The organism is Nocardioides aromaticivorans, from assembly GCF_013408525.1.
GTDB classification, from domain to species: Bacteria; Actinomycetota; Actinomycetes; order Propionibacteriales; family Nocardioidaceae; genus Nocardioides; species Nocardioides aromaticivorans.
Genome location: NZ_JACBZM010000001.1, coordinates 3,603,137 through 3,618,617, shown reverse-complemented (window position 1 = coordinate 3,618,617; position 15,481 = coordinate 3,603,137). Strand labels below are relative to the sequence as shown.

Genomic DNA, 15,481 nt, shown 5'->3' with positions numbered 1-15,481 from the left:
TCCCTGACCCACCCGAAGGACATCCATGAAGCTGCACCAGGCGCTCGCCGACCTCGCCCGCGACCACGGCCACGACCTGTTCCGTGACGCGACCGCGTTCCGCGGCTCCCTCGACGACTACCTCGACGAGGGCCAGGCCTCCAGTGGGACGATCAACCTGCTCACCGACGCCGTCCGGCTCGGCGCGCTCGACGGCATGGTCACCATGCTCGACAGCGGCGCCAACCCTGCCGACGCCGTCGAGTCGGCGGGCCAGCGCCTGGCGCGTGACCGGGGCAGCGCCGACGTACGCGGCTGCCAGTGGGCCGTGGCCGTGCTCGGCTACGCGCTCGGCAAGGTCCCCGAGGGCCTCGTCACCGGTCTCGACCCGGACGCCGGTACGGCGGCGCCGCCGCCTCCGCCCGGCCCGCCGGTCCAGTCGCCGGTCCAGCCCCCGCTGCAGTCGCCCGTCACCTCGCCGGTCGCCCACCCGCAGCAGCCCATCGTGTCGCCGCCGCACCAGCCGGCGCCGGCGGTGCAGCCCGTCGCGGGCAGCTACGGCGCGCCCCAGCAGCCCTATGGCGGCGGCTGGTCCCAGCCGGCCCCGCAGAAGAAGGGCAGGACGGGCATCATCATCGCGGCCGTCGTCGCGGTGCTGGTGCTGGTCGTCGGCGGCATCATCGCCGCGGTCGCGCTCGGCGGCGACGACGACAAGAAGGCCGGCGGCGACGACAAGAACACCTCGTCCGGCAACGACGGCAAGGACGACGGCAAGGACGACGGCAGCAGTGTCCCCGACATCGGCGGCGACCATTTCGAGGGACTCGGCTACACGCTGCAGGTGCCGAAGGGCTGGACCGACGGCACCGAGGAGTTCAAGGCGCAGAACTCCGACCTCGAGACCCTCGACAAGGTCTTCCTGTGGGGCGACACGTTCAACACCGCCCGCGGCAACGTGATCGTCGAGACCCAGTCGTCCTACGGCTACACCGACCCGAACGACCTCAAGGACAACTGGAAGAAGGCGCTGGTCTCCGGCGACTCCACCGCGGAGGTCAACGACGGCGCCAACGTCTCCATCGGCGGCCAGACCGCGCTGACGGTCAACATCGCCCGCACCAACGACGGCGGTGTCAACGTGGTCCAGCGCTCGCACCTGGTCATCAGCGGCGACAAGGGCTACTCGATCACCGTCTCCCTCAAGGAGGGCGACGACGACGTGCTCGACCAGTTCGACAAGATCCTCAGCACCTGGGTGTGGACCAGCTGACCGGGTCCTCCCTGATCGAAGCGCACAGCGGGCGTGGCCTCCGGGCCTCGCCCGCTGTCGTTGCGCCGAAGCCCTAGACTCGGGCGCGCTCGAGCCGGAGTGGTGGAACTGGCAGACACGCGGCACTTAGGATGCCGTGCCTTCGGGTGTGCGGGTTCGAGTCCCGCCTCCGGCACGCGCAAGTCTCAGCCGAGGAAGTCGGCGACCAGCGGTGCCAGTTCGCGCAGCGCCCGACCGCGGTGCGAGATCGCGTCCTTGTCCTCGCGGCTCAGCTCGGCCGTCGTACGGCCGGGCTGCTCGTCGGCGACGAACAGGACGTCGTACCCGAAGCCGCCGCTGCCGCGCACCTCGCGGATGACGGTGCCGTCCATCCGCCCCTCGACGACCAGCTCACGGCCGTCGGGGTGGACGAGCGCCACGGCGCACGCGAAGTGGGCGGTACGCCGCTCGTCCGGGACGTCGGCCAGCTGCGCGAGCAGCAGCTGGTTGTTGCGGTCGTCGTCCTTCGGGGGGCCGGACCAGCGGGCGGACAGGACTCCGGGCATGCCGTTGAGCGCGTCGACGCACAGGCCGGAGTCGTCCGCGATGGTCGGCAGGCCGGTGGCGGCCACTCCCGCGCGGGCCTTCAGCAGGGCGTTGCCCTCGAAGGTCGGCTCGTCCTCGACCGGCTCCTCGAACGGCTCGACGTCGTCGAGGCCGACGACCTCGACGGATGTCAGGTGCTCGGCCAGGATCCGCCGCATCTCCTCGAGCTTCTTGGCGTTGCGCGAGGCGACGAGGACCTTCACGATCCCAGGGCCTGGCGCTGCAGGAGGGTGAGGTCGGCGCAGCCCTTCTCGGCCAGCGCCAGCAGCGCGTCGAGCTCGGCGCGGTCGAAGGCCGCGCCCTCCGCGGTGCCCTGCACCTCGACGAACTTGCCGTCGCCGGTCATCACGACGTTCATGTCGGTCTCGGCGCGGACGTCCTCGACATAGGGCAGGTCGAGGCGCGGGACGCCGTCGATGATGCCGACGCTGACGGCGGCGACCGACCCGGTGAGCGCGCCGGGGACGCCGAGCTTCGCGCAGGCGTCGGCCAGCGCGACGTACGCACCGGTGATCGCGGCCGTGCGGGTGCCGCCGTCGGCCTGGAGCACGTCGCAGTCGATCTGGATGGTGTTCTCGCCGAGCACCTTGTTGTCGATGACCGCGCGCAGCGAGCGGCCGATCAGGCGGCTGATCTCGTGGGTGCGACCGCCGATGCGGCCCTTGACCGACTCGCGGTCGGAGCGGGTGTTCGTGGCCGCCGGGAGCATGGCGTACTCGGCGGTGACCCAGCCGAGGCCGGAGCCCTTGCGCCAGCGCGGGACGCCCTCCGAGGCGGACGCCGCGCACAGCACGCGGGTCCGGCCGAACTCGACCAGCACGGAGCCGGCCGGGTGGTCGAGCCAGTTGCGGGTGATCGTGATGGGTCGCAGCTCGTCGTCGGCGCGGCCGTCCTCGCGGGTGCTCATGGGCCCCAACCTACCGAGGCGTCAGCGCATCGCCACGACAGCCCTGCGCACGGCCCACGGACCGAGGTCACGCGCGCGACGCCCCACCCACGGAGCGCCCTCGGCCACCATCCACGCCACGTCGCGCCGCCAGCTCGGCGGGCAGCCGCCCTCCGGCGTCGCACCGGGCAGCGGCAGCTCGAAGCCGGCGGCCCGCAGCCGCTCGGCCCACGCCCGCGCCAGGGCCCGGTGGCCCACCTCGGAGGGGTGGAAGCGGTCGATCGACCAGTTCGCCCTGTCCAGCACCTCGGGCATCAGCGCGAGGTCCAGCCGGAGGCCGCCGAAGGTCGCGTGCACCTCGTCGTACACCTCGTTGACGACCTCGATCCGCTCGGTGATCGGCCGCACCACCAGGCGCGGCAGGCCGAGGATGCTGCCGTGGTCGTGCCACCGCACCGTCATCAGGGTCGCGCCGGCACCGGTCAGCTCGGCCGCGACGTGCAGGAGGTCCTCCCGCAGCCGCGCGGGGTCCCAGGTCGACCGCAAGGTGTCGTTGACGCCCACGAGCAGCGACGCGAGGTCGGGCCGGTGCGCGACCGCCTCGGCCAGCTGCTGCTCGCGCACGACCGCCGCCGTCGCGCCGGAGATCGCCACGTTGCAGAAGGAGACGTCGTACGACGCCTGCAGGGCCTCGCTCAGCAGGCGGGCCCAGCCCCGCCAGCCTCCGCCGGGGACCGGGTCTCCGAGGCCGACCGTGGTGCTGTCGCCGAGGGCGGCGAAGCGCAGGTATCCGTTGCCCACGACAGAAACCGTGGCGGAGCCTGCTAGCAGCAGGCTCCGCCACGGTGACGTGTCCGGCAATGGTGGGTGAAGTGCTGGGGCTACTTCACCTCGGCGCGCAGCAGTCGCCAGGTGCCGAGCAGCAGCGGGATCCCCACCCAGATCAGGACGGACGTGATGACGCGGGCGATCCCGAGGGCGCCGGTGTCGAGGGTGGCTCCGAGGTCCTGCTCGATCGTGCGGACGTCGTCGTCGCTGAGCTGGAAGGGCAGCATCGAGAGCCGCATGCTGATCCACGGCAGGATCGACTGCGCCCAGTCGAACGAGAACCACAGCACGTACATGATGCCGGGGATGATCACGCCACCCTCGAGGATCCACACGTACACGTAGTAGAGCGCGAGCGCGGCCGGGCTGCTCAGGAGCAGCAGGCCGAAGCCGAAGCCCATCAGCAGGTAGAGGACCTGGGTCGCCAGTGCCCAGCCGAAGGCACCGACCGTGACATTCCAGTCGGCGTCCGTGCCGGCGATAGCGGCGCCGACGACGTTGCCCACGAGGCCGAGCACCGCCGCGAGCACGATCGTCGCGGCGCCGAGCGCCATGACCGCCACCAGCTTGGCGAGGACCACGCGGAGCCGGCTGGCCTCCAGCGCGAAGGTGACCATGGCGGTCCGCTGGCTCCACTCCTGGGTGACGATGGTGATCGCCATGACCGGGACGAGCATCGAGACCGGGATGGTCATGATGTTGAGCCAGTCGTTGGCGCTCGGCGGGGTGACGTCGGCGAGCGCGACGACCAGCAGCACGATGCCCGAGATCAGCGCGAGCAGGCCCGCGGAGATGATCAGCAGCCAGAGCCCGGCGCGGGTGTCGAGCATCTTGCGCCACTCGACCTTGACCAGCCGGCCGAACGGCACCGCCGGGGTGTTCGAGACGTCGAGGGTCTGCGGGGGTGCGGCGAGGCTGCTCATGCCGGGACTCCGTTCGGGAAGGCGTCGCGCTGGGTCGACGAGGTGAGCTCGAGGAAGAGGTCCTCCAGCCCGGCGCCGCCGGACCGGAGGTCGGTCAGCACGACGCCGGCAGCGAGGGCGGCACGCCCCACCTGCTCGGTCGAGGCGGCGACCTTGAGGCCGCTGCCCGCAGGCTCCACCGCGTGACCGGCCGAGGTGAGCGCCGCGCCGAGCGCTGCGTTGTCGAGCGAGGTCACCAGCGCGACGTCGGCGCCGCCGGCGTTGGCGAGCAGGGTCTGCTTGTCGCCCTGCGCGACGATCCGGCCGTGGCCGATCAGGATCATCTCGTCGGCGATCTGCTCGACCTCGTGCAGGAGGTGGCTCGAGAGCAGCACGGTGCCGCCGCGGTCGGCGTACCCCTTGAGCAGGCCGCGCATCCACCGGATGCCGGCCGGGTCCAGGCCGTTGGCCGGCTCGTCGAGGATCAGCACCGACGGGTCGCCGAGCAGCGCGTGCGCGATGCCGAGGCGCTGCTTCATGCCGAGCGAGTAGTTGCGCAGCCGGCGCTTGGCCTCGGAGTCGGTCAGGCCGACCAGCGCGAGCATCTCGTCGACACGCGTCTTCGGCAGGCCCATGGTCTCGGCGCCGATGGCCAGGATCTCGCGGCCGGTGCGGCCGGCGTGCTGCGCGCCCGCGTCGAGGAGGACGCCGACGTGGCGACCCGGGTTGGGGATGTCGCGGTAGAGCAGGCCGCCGATCGTGACGTGGCCGCGCGTGGGCGGCGTCAGGCCGACCATGACCCGCATCGTGGTGGACTTGCCGGCGCCGTTGGGCCCGAGGAAGCCGGTGACGCGGCCCGGCTGGGCGACGAAGCTGACGTCGTCGACGGCGGTGAACGCGCCGTACGAGACCGTGAGTCGGTCGACTGTGATCATGGCCCCAGCCTGCCCGATGACGGCTCGCCAAACATCGGACCCGCGGCCCGAACCCACCCCGACCTAAGTAGGGGGCACGACGTCCCGGGGACGCTCCCCCACCCGCCGTCGGGACCCTAGGCTCGACCCATGGACCAGCCCGTGCCCGAGGAGTACCAGCCGCGGCTGCGCTGGTACGGGCACCTGTGGCGCTACGCGCTGGCGCTCGCGCTGGGCCTCCTCGTCTGGTCACCCGTGATGGATGCCCAGCTCGACCGGCACCCGCTGCTGTTCTGGACCGACCTCCTCGTCGGCCTGCTGGCGTTCGTGCTCGTCGCCTTCCGGCGTCGCTGGCCGTTCGCGATCGCCGTGGTCACGATCCTGATGGCTCCGCTCAGCTCGCTCTCGGCGGGACCGGCGGCCCTCGCCACGGTGTCGCTCGCGACCCGGCGGCGCTGGTGGCAGGTGATCACCGTCGGCGTGCTCAACGTCGTGTTCAGCCTCGTCTACTACGCCGTCCAGCCCAGCGACGCCGACTCGGTCGACCCCTGGTGGCTCAACCTCGCCGTCACCGTCGCCGTGGTGCTGGCGATCACCGCGTGGGGCATGTTCATCGGCTCGCGCCGCGAGCTGCTGTGGACCCTGCGCCAGCGCGCGGAGACCGCCGAGGCCGAGCGCGACCTGCGGGCCAGCCAGGCCCGCTCCACCGAGCGCGCCCGGATCGCCCGGGAGATGCACGACGTGCTCGCCCATCGGATCTCCCAGATCTCGATGCACGCCGGGGCCCTCACCTTCCGCGACGACCTGTCCGCCGACGAGATGCGCAGCAGCCTCGCCGTCATCCAGGACAAGGCGCACGAGGCGCTCACCGACCTGCGCGAGGTGCTGGGCGTGCTGCGCGACGACGAGGCAGCCGCTCCGTTGACGGGCCCCCAGCCGACGTACGACGACCTCGGCCGCCTGGTCGCGGACGCCCGCGCCGCCGGCGCCGTCATCGAGTACGACGACCGGCTGGCCGGCCACGAGCCGCCGCCCGCGGCGGTGGGCCGCACCGTCTTCCGGATCGTGCAGGAGGGCATCACCAACGCGACCAAGCACGCGCCCGCGGCCACGCTGCGGGTCGAGGTCGGCGGCTCGCCGACGGAGGGCGTCGACGTCGTGCTGCGTAACGCGCTGGGGTTCGGCCCGACCCGGACGCCGGGCGCCGGCCTGGGCCTGGTCGGCCTGGCCGAGCGCGCCGAGCTGCGGGGTGGCTGGCTGGCCCACGGGGTCGAGGACCAGTCGCCGGGCGGCCCCGCGCAGGGGTCGTTCGTGCTGCGGGCGTGGCTACCGTGGTCCTCCGACGAGACGGGCGGGAGGCCGACAGGTGAGCCGGAATGAGTGACGTGACCGGGGTCCTCGTCGTCGACGACGACCCGCTGGTGCGCTCGGCGCTGGCGCTGATGCTCGGCGGGCAGCCCGACATCGCGGTGGTGGGTGAGGCGGCCGACGGGCGCGCGGGCGTCGCGCTGGCGCGCGAGCTGCGCCCCGACGTCGTCCTGATGGACATCCGGATGCCGGTGCTCGACGGGCTCGCCGCGACCCGCCTGCTGCACGCCGAGCCGCGCCCGCCGCGGGTCATCGTGCTGACCACCTTCGACGCGGACGACTACGTGGTCGGGGCACTCGCCGCCGGAGCCGACGGGTTCCTGCTGAAGGACACGCCGCCGGGCGAGATCGTCGCCGCGATCCGCAAGGTCGCCGACGGCGACCCGATGCTCTCGCCGTCGGTGACGCGCACGCTCATCGAGCGGGTCCGCACCGACTCCGGCAGCGGCCGGGCCGCCGAGGCGCAGCGCCGGCTGGAGCGGCTCACCGAGCGCGAGCTCGAGGTCGCGACCGCCGTCGGCCGGGGCCTGTCCAACGCGGAGATCGCCCGCGAGCTGCACCTGTCGGTGCCGACGGTGAAGGGCCACGTGTCGCGGCTCTTCGAGAAGCTGGAGACGACCAATCGGGTGCAGATCGCGCTCACCATCCGCGATGCCGGCCACCCGGTCGACGGCAGCTACAGCTCGTAGACGGCGCCCATCGCGGCGAGCTCGGTCGGGCCGTCGTAGGTCTTGTTGGCCTCGGCGAGCATCGTCTGCGCGTCGTGCCACGGCGGCACGTGGGTGACGACGAGGCGCTTGACGCCGGCCCTGGTCGCGACCTCGCCGGCCTCCTCGCCGGTGAGGTGCAGGTGGGGCGGGTTGTCGTCGCAGGAGCGGAAGGACGCCTCGCACAGGAAGAGGTCGGCGTCCGCCGCGATCGAGTCGAGCGCGGCGGTCGGACCGGTGTCGCCGCTGTAGGCGAGCACCTTGCCGAAGGCGCTGACGCGCAGGCCGTACGCCGGGACCGGGTGGTCGACCTCGAACGGCTCGACGGTGAACGGGCCGATCGTGATCGGCTTGTCGTAGACCCGGAAGGAGAACTCCTCGCGCATGCCCGGCTTGCGCGGCAGGTCGTAGGCCTTCGCGAGCCGCTTCGCGGTGCCCTTCGGGCCCCAGACGGGGATCCGCGGCTGGGTGCCGGTGGGGTGGTACTTGCGCAGGACGTAGTAGCTGGTCATGTCGACGCAGTGGTCGGCGTGCAGGTGGCTGATGAAGACGGCATCGACCTGCAGCGGGTCGACATAGCGCTGCAGCACGCCGAGCGCCCCGTTGCCCATGTCGAGCACCAGGCTCCAGGTGCGCAGCGCGTCGGTCGCCTGGACCAGGTAGCAGCTCGCGGGCGAGTCCGGGCCCGGGTAGGAGCCCGAGCAGCCGACGACGGTCACCTTGACCTGGTGGTCGTCGGGCTGGGCCGCGAGCCGGAGCCGGGTCGTCTCCGGTGCCACGTCTTCACTCATGCGAGTCCCCCTGCGAACTGTCCGGCCGCCACCAGCTCGGGGCCGAGGAACCGGCGCCCGATCGTCTCGAACTCCGCCGGGGAGCCCGTGGTCGCGAAGGTGTACGACGGATCGCCGCCCGGCCGCATCAGGCCGGTGTCGGCGAGCATCCGGTAGACGTCCTTCGCGCACTCCTCGGCACTGCTCACCAGGGTCACCTCGTCGCCCATGACGTAGGAGATGACACCGGTGAGGAGCGGGTAGTGGGTGCAGCCGAGGATCAGGGTGTCGACGCCGAGCTCGCTCAGCGGGTCGAGGTATTCATGTGCGACGGCGATCAGCTCGTCACCACCGGTGACGCCGGCCTCGACGAAGTCGACGAAGCGCGGGCAGGCGCGGGTCGCGAGGGAGATCTGGGGCGCCGCGGCGAAGGCGTCGTCGTAGGCCATCGACTCGGCGGTGGAGCGCGTGCAGATGACACCGATCCGGTTGTTGCGGCTCGCGGCCACGGCGCGCCGGGTGGCGGGGTAGATCACCTCGACCACCGGGACGTCGTACCGCTCCCGGGCGTCGCGCAGCATCGCGGCCGACGCGGAGTTGCAGGCGATGACGAGGGCCTTGACGCCCTGCTCGACGAGGTGGTCGAGGCACTCGAGGGCGTACTCGCGGACCTCGCCGATCGGCTTGGGGCCGTAGGGCTGGCGCGCCGTGTCGCCGACGTAGGTGATCGACTCGTGCGGCAGCTGGTCGATCACGGACCGCGCGACGGTGAGCCCACCGAACCCGGAGTCGAAGATCCCGATGGGCGCATCGACGTCGAGGGGGACGCCAGCGTCGGGGTGGTCCAGGTGCCGCACCCGCCCAGACTACGGCGTCGGTACCCGCGCGGTCGGCATTCCGGGACCCAGATCACGTCATGGCGGGCGTCACGCCCGCGGATGTCCTAGCGTGGTCGCGTGACCTCCGGTAGCCGGCTCGGGCGACTCGCCGCCATCGTCCCCGCCCTCGTCCTCGCGCTCCTCCTGCCCCTCCTCGCGGCCTGCTCCGGCTCGCCGCGGGCGGCGCACGAGCGGCCCCAGCTCGCCCAGGTGGCGGCGATCACCGACACGCGGGTCGTCGCGATCTCGCTCGACGGCCTCAACCCGAAGGCGATCACGCAGCTGGGGCGCACCCGCCTGCCGAACCTCTACCGGATGCTCGCGGAGGGCGCCTTCACCCTGAACGCGCGGGCCCAGGTCGAGATGACGGTGACCCTGCCCAACCACACGAGCATGGTCACCGGACGTCGCATCGACGCGGACCACGGTGGGCACGGCGTCACCTGGAACACCGACCGGGCCGGTACGACGGTCCAGCAGGCCGCCGGCCACGACGTGTCCTCGGTGTTCCGCGCCGTCCACGCCGCCGGCGGGCGCACGTCGCTCTTCTCCACGAAGACGAAGTTCTCGCTCTTCACCCGGTCCTGGCCGGCCGCCGTCGACCGCACCGTCATCCGCGAGGAGGACGACACCGCGCTGACCACGATCTTCCGCCAGGACATCGTCGCCAACCGGCGCTCGTTCGCCTTCCTCCACCTCGGCCTCGCCGACCAGGTCGGCCACGCGAGCGGGTGGATGAGCACCGCCTACCTCAACGCCGTCGTCCGCCTCGACCAGCTCGTCGGGCAGGTCCTCGCGACGATCCGGGGCAACACGACCCTGCGCCGCACGACCTTCGTGATCCTCACCGCCGACCACGGCGGCACACCGGGTACGACGGGCCACGACGTCGCGACGCGCTACGACAACTACCGCATCCCCTTCGTCGTGTGGGGTCGCGGCGTCGACCACGGCAACCTCTACCAGCTGAACCCGACGTACTTCCGCGACCCGGGGATGACCCGTCCGCTGTTCACCGGCGTCCAGCCGATCCGCAACGGCGACCTGGCCAACCTCGCGACCCGGGTGCTCGGCCTCGGGCCGGTGCCGGGCAGCCTGTGGAACAAGGCCCAGCGGCTCACCTGGCACGAGTAGCCACGAGGAGCCACGAGGAGGGGCCTCAGGCCCAGAGCTGGCCCTCGAGCCGGTCCTCGGCCTCGTCGATGGTGCCCTCGTAGGCGCCGGTGGAGAGGTACTTCCAGCCACCGTCGGCGACCACGAAGGCGATGTCGGCGGACTCGCCGGCCTTGACCGCCTTGGCGGCCTGGCCCAGCGCCGCGTGCAGGATCGCGCCCGTCGAGATGCCGGCGAAGATGCCCTCGAGCTCGAGCAGCTCGCGGACGCGGCGTACGGCGTCGCGGGGGCCGACCGAGAAGCGGCTGTCGATCAGCTCGGCGTCGTACAGCTCGGGCACGAAGCCCTCGTCGAGGTTGCGCAGGCCGTAGACGAGCTCGCCGTAGCGCGGCTCGGCGGCGACGATGCGCACCTCCGGCTTCGCGCCGCGGAAGAAGCGGGACACTCCCATCAGCGTGCCGGTCGTGCCCAGGCCCGCGACGAAGTGGGTGATCGACGGCAGGTCGGCGAGGATCTCGGGCCCGGTGCCCTCCTCGTGCGCGAGCGCGTTGGCCGCGTTGCCGTACTGGTAGAGCATCACCCAGTCCGGGTGCTCGGCGGCGATCTGCTTCGCGACGCGCACGGCCTCGTTGGAGCCGCCGGCTGCGGGCGAGGAGACGATCTCGGCGCCCCACATCCGCAGCAGCTGACGCCGCTCCTCGGAGGTGTTCTCGGGCATCACGAAGACCGTGCGGTAGCCCTTGAGCTTGGCCGCCATCGCGATCGAGATGCCGGTGTTGCCGGACGTCGGCTCGAGGATCGTGCAGCCGGGACGGAGCGTGCCGTCCTTCTCCGCCTCCTCGATCATCTTCAGGGCGGGGCGGTCCTTGATCGAGCCGGTCGGGTTGCGGTCCTCGAGCTTGGCCCAGATCCGCACCTCCGGTGCGCCCGGGGAGTTGAACGGTGCCGACAGTCGCGGCAGCCCCACGAGCGGCGTGCTGCCGACCGAGGTCAGGAGACTGTCGTAGCGCACCATCGGCTCAGCGGGCGCCGCCGGCGACGGCCGGCAGGATGACGACCTGGTCGCCGTCGGACAGCTCGGCCCCGAGGCTGCCGATGAAGCGGACGTCCTCGTCGTTGATGTAGACGTTGACGAAGCGGCGCAGCTCGACGCCGTTGCCCTTGTCCTCCACCAGGCGGTCCTTGATGCCGGGGTGGTTGGCGTCGAGGGAGTCGATGAGGGCGCTCAGCGTCGCGCCGTCGGCGTCGACGGCCTTCTCGCCGCCGGTGTAGGTGCGCAGGATGGTCGGGATCCGGACCTCGATGGCCATGTCAGCTGCTCTCCTCTGGGATGACGGTGACCTCTTCCTCGGTCACGACGCCGTCGATGATTCTGTAGGACCTGAACTCCACCGGGCCCGGGTTATTCCCGTGCTCACGCGTGCTGACGAGCACGTAGTGCGCGCCCGGCTCGCCGGCGAGGTTGATGTCGGTGACGCTCGGATAGGCCTCGGTCGCGGAGTGCGAGTGGTAGATCACCACCGGCTCCTCGTCGCGGTCGTCCATCTCCTTGTAGAGCTGGAGGAGGTCCGTCGAGTCGTACTCGTAGAACGTCGGGCTGCCCGCGGCGTTCACCATCTCGATGTGCCGCTCGGGCCGGTCGCTGCCGATCGGCCCCACGACCATGCCGCACGCCTCCACCGGGTGGTCCCGCTTGGCGTGCTCCACGAGGGCGTCGTACGTCGCCTGACCGATCCGCAACACGCGCTCCAGCGTATTGCGTCGGGGCCGCCGCGCCGGAATCGGGCCGGTGCGCGGGACGGTGGGGAGGCCTCAGGCGGCGGGGCTGACCGACTTCGCGCGGATCCGCTCGGGCGTGGGCCAGCGGACGTCGCGGACCCAGCCGAGCTTCTCCAGCACCCAGATCACCCGGGCGGAGGTGTCGAGCTGGAAGCGCTTGACGCCGTGGCGGGCCGAGGTCGGGTCGGCGTGGTGCAGGTTGTGCCACGACTCGCCGCCGGACGGGATGGCCAGCCACCACACGTTGCCGGAGAAGTCACGCGAGGCGAAGGGCCGCTCCCCCAGCGTGTGGCAGATGGAGTTGATCGACCACGTGACGTGGTGGATCAGGCCGATGCGCACGACCGTGCCCCAGAAGAACGCGGTGAGCGCGCCCTGCCACGACCAGGTCAGCAGCGCACCGAGCACGGGCGGCAGGAAGATCGAGGTCAGCACCCACACCCAGAAGGTGCGCGAGATCCGGACCAGGTCGCGGTCCTTGGCGAGGTCGGGGGCGTACTTCTCGATCGGGGTCTGCTCGGGGTCGAACAGCCAGCCGACGTGGGCCCAGACGAAGCCCTTGGTGAGCCCGCGCAGGCTGTTGCCGTAACGCCACGGCGAGTGCGGGTCGCCGTCCTTGTCGGAGTACTTGTGGTGCTTGCGGTGGTCGGCGACCCAGCGGATCACCGGGCCCTCGACCGCCATCGAGCCGAGGATCGCGAAGGTGATCTTGACGGCCCGGTTGGGCTTGAAGGACTTGTGGGTGAAGAGCCGGTGGTAGCCGACGGTGACGCCGTGCAGGGTCAGCGCGTACATCACGAAGGTGATGACGATGTCGCTCCAGCCGAGCCAGCCGCCCCACGCCACCGGGATGGCCGCGACGAAGGCGATGAAGGGCACCGCGATGAAGAGCGCGAGCGCGAACCGTTCGGCCCACGACTGGTGGTCGCCGCTCATCGTGGCGCGCACTGTCGGCTCGGGACGGTCGTCGATCGCAGTCATGGGGTGCTCCCTGGGCATCGGCGGGCCTGCTCAGGCAAGCCTAAGCCCGCTGTCGGCTCACCTGACCACCCGGTACCGCCGTTCGGGACGTCCAGTCCCCCCGTACTGCAACCGGACCTCGGCCGCGCCGGTGTCGACGAAGTGCTCCAGATAGCGCCGGGCCGTGACCCGCGACAGGCCGACCGCCTCGGCGGCCTCCGACGCCGAGATCTCGCCGGTCCCGCGCGCCGCCTCGAGCACGAGGTCCGCGGTCTCCGGGCTCAGCCCCTTCGGCAGCACGGCGGGTACGTCGACCGGCCGGCCCGTGCCGAAGGCCTGGTCGATCGTGGCCTGGTCCACCTCGTCGGCCAGGCTGGCCAGGGTCACCGCGACCCGGCGCAGGCGGTCGGCCAGGTCGTCGTACTCGAAGGGCTTGACGAGGTACTGCAGCGCGCCGCCGTGCAGCGCTGACCGGACGGCCGCGGCGCCGCGCTCGGCGGTCACCATCACGACGGCGACGTCCTGGCCGCGCCCGCGCAGCTGCTCGAGGACCTCCAGGCCGGACAGGTCGGGCAGGTGCACGTCGAGCAGCAGCAGGTCGGGGTGCAGGGAGTCGACGAGCTCGAGCGCCTCGGCGCCGGTCCGGGCGGTGCCGACGACCTCGAAGCCGTCGGTCTGCTCGACGAAGCGGCCGTGGATCCGGGCGACCATGAAGTCGTCGTCGACGACGAGGACGCGGAGGTCGGGGCTGCTCACGGTCGCCCATCCTGACGGACCGCGCCGCCGACGGGCAGCACCACCCGGAACTCGGCGCCCCCGCCGCCGTCCGCCTCCGCGTCGTCGACGACGACCTCGCCACCGCGCTGGGTGCAGATCAGCCGGACGAGCGGCAGGCCGATCCCGCGCCCGCCGAGCACCTCCCCCTTCGTCGACCAGCCGCGCACGAACACCGCGTCGCGCAGGTCGGCCGGGACGCCCGGGCCGTTGTCGCGGACCCGGACGTGGACGGCGTCGTCGTCGGCGTGGATCCACAGCTCCACGGCCGGCTCGGCCCCGCCGGCCGACGCGTCGACGGCGTTGTCGACGAGGTTGCCGACGACGGTCGTCAGGTCGGCGGCGAGGTCGGGCGCGAGCGCGGGCAGGCGGGACCCGGGGTCGAGCTCGAGGGTGACGCCGCGCTCCTCGGCGACCGCGTGCTTGGCGACGACGAGCGCGGCGACGGCGGGGTCGGCGAGGCGCTTCGCGACGTGCTCCCCCACCTCCGCCCGGTGCCGGGTGAGGGTGCCGACCAGGGTCGCCACCTCGTCGTACTCACCGAGCTGGACCAGCCCGGAGATCGTGTGGAGCCGGTTGTCGAACTCGTGGGTCTGCGCGCGCAGCGTGTCGGTGATCGACAGGTTGGAGCTCAGCTGGCTCTGCAGCGAGACCAGCTCGGTGCGGTCGCGCAGGGTGGTGACCGTGCCGATGCCGCGCCCGCCGGTCGAGGCCCTCCCCCTGTTGAAGACGACGACCCGGTGGCCGACGAGGGCCAGCGCGTCACGAGCGTCCGCACCGCCCTCGCCGGTCAGGAGCGCGACCACGTGGGGGTCGAGACCGAGCGCGTCGACGCGCCGGCCGACCGGGTCGGGGGCGTCCTCGAGGCCCAGCGTGGCGCGGGCGGCGTCGTTCATGACCGTGACCCGGCCGTCGGTGCCGACCCCCACGACACCCTCGCGGATCGCGTGCAGGAGCGCCTCGCGCTGGTCGGCCAGGTTGGCGAGCTCCGTCGTGCCGAGGCCCCGCGTCGAGCGTCGTACGACGCGGGAGACGACCCACGTGCCGGCGAGGCCGAGCACCGCGCCGAGCCCCAGGAACAGCCCCAGCTCCGGGGCCGCCTCGGAGAGCTGGTCGGCCACGGACGGGTAGGCCACCTCGGCGACGACCGCACCCACCGCGCCGTTGTCGCCGCGGGCGTCCGAGATGACCGGGGCGTATGCCGCCACCCGGCGCTCGCCGCCCGGCTCGACGTCGGCCGTGCCGCTGCGACCGTTGCGCACCTCGCCCCCACCGAGGTCGGCCCGCTCCCCCACGCGGCTCGCGTCGGTCGCGGCGAGGACGGTGCCGTCCGGACCGAGGACCAGCACGTCGGTGGCGCCCGACAGGCGCACCCCCCGCTCGGCGTACGACGTCAGGTCGGCCGCCACCTGCCAGCGCTCCGCGCCGTCGCGCACCTCCTCGAGCCGGGTCCGCACGAGGTCCTGCACGGCGACGTACTCGGCGACCGAGGCCATCTGGTCGCCGCGCTCCTCGGCGAAGTCGGCGTTGGACTGGCGGATGCTCAGCACGCCGACCGCGACGAGGAGCACCACGATCACGACGAGCTGGAGCAGGAGGACCTTGGCGGCGAGCGTCAGCTCGCCGCTCCGCCACCTCAGGAGGCGCGCGACCACAACGACCACAACCTCCTTTGCGTCCGCAAGCGTGACGGCCGCCACACCCGGTGGACATGCTGGCACGGATCGCACGTGACGACGGTCACGACCCAACCCGCACGGAGGTTCCC

Annotated in this window: 17 protein-coding genes and 1 tRNA gene; 5 read left to right on the top strand and 13 right to left on the bottom strand. The window is 72.3% G+C overall.

Going from position 1 to position 15,481, the window contains the following annotated elements; all coding sequences use genetic code 11:
- Positions 1-25 precede the first annotated feature (25 nt).
- A complete protein-coding gene (locus BJ993_RS17355; protein WP_179650225.1) occupies positions 26-1,249 on the top strand; it encodes a hypothetical protein in 1,224 nt (407 codons plus the stop codon).
- A 93-nt stretch (positions 1,250-1,342) separates the two neighbouring features.
- A tRNA-Leu gene (locus BJ993_RS17350) sits at positions 1,343-1,424 on the top strand.
- 10 nt (positions 1,425-1,434) lie between these two features.
- On the opposite strand, the gene rdgB is transcribed toward BJ993_RS17350, so the two are convergent.
- From rdgB to BJ993_RS17325, 5 genes are all read right to left on the bottom strand, one after another.
- Positions 1,435-2,040, bottom strand: coding sequence for an RdgB/HAM1 family non-canonical purine NTP pyrophosphatase (gene rdgB, locus BJ993_RS17345; RefSeq protein ID WP_179652392.1), 606 nt, complete (start codon positions 2,038-2,040; stop codon positions 1,435-1,437).
- Positions 2,034-2,741: a ribonuclease PH gene (gene rph, locus BJ993_RS17340; protein ID WP_179650223.1), complete on the bottom strand. Its 708-nt coding sequence runs from the start codon at positions 2,739-2,741 to the stop codon at positions 2,034-2,036. The genes rdgB and rph overlap by 7 nt, the downstream gene beginning before the upstream one ends.
- Positions 2,742-2,762: 21 nt before the next feature.
- Positions 2,763-3,521, bottom strand: a complete 759-nt coding sequence (locus BJ993_RS17335) for an SGNH/GDSL hydrolase family protein (RefSeq protein ID WP_179650221.1) — start codon at positions 3,519-3,521, stop codon at positions 2,763-2,765.
- A gap of 80 nt (positions 3,522-3,601) precedes the next feature.
- On the bottom strand, positions 3,602-4,471 hold the full coding sequence (locus tag BJ993_RS17330; protein ID WP_036540768.1) for an ABC-2 transporter permease: 870 nt from the start codon (positions 4,469-4,471) through the stop codon (positions 3,602-3,604).
- Positions 4,468-5,385 (bottom strand): ABC transporter ATP-binding protein, encoded by a 918-nt coding sequence (locus BJ993_RS17325; protein WP_036540766.1) that lies wholly within the window; start codon positions 5,383-5,385, stop codon positions 4,468-4,470. The genes BJ993_RS17330 and BJ993_RS17325 overlap by 4 nt, the downstream gene beginning before the upstream one ends.
- Before the next feature lie 129 nt (positions 5,386-5,514).
- Between BJ993_RS17325 and BJ993_RS17320 the strand changes: the two genes are divergently transcribed.
- Positions 5,515-6,744, top strand: a complete 1,230-nt coding sequence (locus BJ993_RS17320; RefSeq protein ID WP_179650219.1) for a sensor histidine kinase — start codon at positions 5,515-5,517, stop codon at positions 6,742-6,744.
- Positions 6,741-7,421 (top strand): response regulator, encoded by a 681-nt coding sequence (locus BJ993_RS17315; RefSeq protein WP_179650217.1) that lies wholly within the window; start codon positions 6,741-6,743, stop codon positions 7,419-7,421. The genes BJ993_RS17320 and BJ993_RS17315 overlap by 4 nt, the downstream gene beginning before the upstream one ends.
- Here the strand turns inward: BJ993_RS17315 and BJ993_RS17310 are convergent.
- Positions 7,409-8,230, bottom strand: coding sequence for an MBL fold metallo-hydrolase (locus BJ993_RS17310; RefSeq protein ID WP_179650215.1), 822 nt, complete (start codon positions 8,228-8,230; stop codon positions 7,409-7,411). The two genes, BJ993_RS17315 and BJ993_RS17310, sit on opposite strands and share 13 nt — an antisense overlap.
- On the bottom strand, positions 8,227-9,057 hold the full coding sequence (murI, locus tag BJ993_RS17305; RefSeq protein ID WP_036541086.1) for a glutamate racemase: 831 nt from the start codon (positions 9,055-9,057) through the stop codon (positions 8,227-8,229). The genes BJ993_RS17310 and murI overlap by 4 nt, the downstream gene beginning before the upstream one ends.
- A gap of 108 nt (positions 9,058-9,165) precedes the next feature.
- Between murI and BJ993_RS17300 the strand changes: the two genes are divergently transcribed.
- Positions 9,166-10,221, top strand: coding sequence for an alkaline phosphatase family protein (locus BJ993_RS17300; protein WP_179650213.1), 1,056 nt, complete (start codon positions 9,166-9,168; stop codon positions 10,219-10,221).
- A 25-nt stretch (positions 10,222-10,246) separates the two neighbouring features.
- Here BJ993_RS17300 and BJ993_RS17295 read toward each other — a convergent pair whose 3' ends face one another.
- From BJ993_RS17295 to BJ993_RS26640, 6 genes are all read right to left on the bottom strand, one after another.
- A complete protein-coding gene (locus BJ993_RS17295) occupies positions 10,247-11,212 on the bottom strand; it encodes a PLP-dependent cysteine synthase family protein (RefSeq protein ID WP_036541083.1) in 966 nt (321 codons plus the stop codon).
- A 7-nt stretch (positions 11,213-11,219) separates the two neighbouring features.
- A complete protein-coding gene (locus BJ993_RS17290) occupies positions 11,220-11,510 on the bottom strand; it encodes a MoaD/ThiS family protein (RefSeq protein ID WP_179650211.1) in 291 nt (96 codons plus the stop codon).
- A gap of 1 nt (position 11,511) precedes the next feature.
- Positions 11,512-11,943, bottom strand: coding sequence for a M67 family metallopeptidase (locus BJ993_RS17285; protein ID WP_036540757.1), 432 nt, complete (start codon positions 11,941-11,943; stop codon positions 11,512-11,514).
- A gap of 69 nt (positions 11,944-12,012) precedes the next feature.
- The gene (locus BJ993_RS17280) at positions 12,013-12,960 is read right to left on the bottom strand and encodes an acyl-CoA desaturase (protein WP_242530550.1); all 948 of its coding nucleotides are present in this window, start codon (positions 12,958-12,960) and stop codon (positions 12,013-12,015) included.
- A 57-nt stretch (positions 12,961-13,017) separates the two neighbouring features.
- Positions 13,018-13,695 (bottom strand): response regulator, encoded by a 678-nt coding sequence (locus BJ993_RS17275; RefSeq protein ID WP_242530549.1) that lies wholly within the window; start codon positions 13,693-13,695, stop codon positions 13,018-13,020.
- Complete coding sequence (locus BJ993_RS26640) at positions 13,692-15,368, bottom strand: sensor histidine kinase (RefSeq protein ID WP_218864734.1); 1,677 nt, start codon at positions 15,366-15,368, stop codon at positions 13,692-13,694. The genes BJ993_RS17275 and BJ993_RS26640 overlap by 4 nt, the downstream gene beginning before the upstream one ends.
- Positions 15,369-15,481 lie beyond the last annotated feature (113 nt).

Excerpts from the sequence above, each read along its gene's own strand:
- BJ993_RS17355 (WP_179650225.1), top strand. The coding sequence starts at position 26 with ATGAAGCTGCACCAGGCGCTCGCCGACCTCGCCCGCGACCACGGCCAC.
- rph (WP_179650223.1), bottom strand. The coding sequence starts at position 2,741 with ATGAGCACCCGCGAGGACGGCCGCGCCGACGACGAGCTGCGACCCATC.
- BJ993_RS17330 (WP_036540768.1), bottom strand. The coding sequence starts at position 4,471 with ATGAGCAGCCTCGCCGCACCCCCGCAGACCCTCGACGTCTCGAACACC.
- BJ993_RS17325 (WP_036540766.1), bottom strand. The coding sequence starts at position 5,385 with ATGATCACAGTCGACCGACTCACGGTCTCGTACGGCGCGTTCACCGCC.
- BJ993_RS17320 (WP_179650219.1), top strand. The coding sequence starts at position 5,515 with ATGGACCAGCCCGTGCCCGAGGAGTACCAGCCGCGGCTGCGCTGGTAC.
- BJ993_RS17315 (WP_179650217.1), top strand. The coding sequence starts at position 6,741 with ATGAGTGACGTGACCGGGGTCCTCGTCGTCGACGACGACCCGCTGGTG.
- BJ993_RS17310 (WP_179650215.1), bottom strand. The coding sequence starts at position 8,230 with ATGAGTGAAGACGTGGCACCGGAGACGACCCGGCTCCGGCTCGCGGCC.
- BJ993_RS17290 (WP_179650211.1), bottom strand. The coding sequence starts at position 11,510 with ATGGCCATCGAGGTCCGGATCCCGACCATCCTGCGCACCTACACCGGC.
- BJ993_RS17280 (WP_242530550.1), bottom strand. The coding sequence starts at position 12,960 with ATGACTGCGATCGACGACCGTCCCGAGCCGACAGTGCGCGCCACGATG.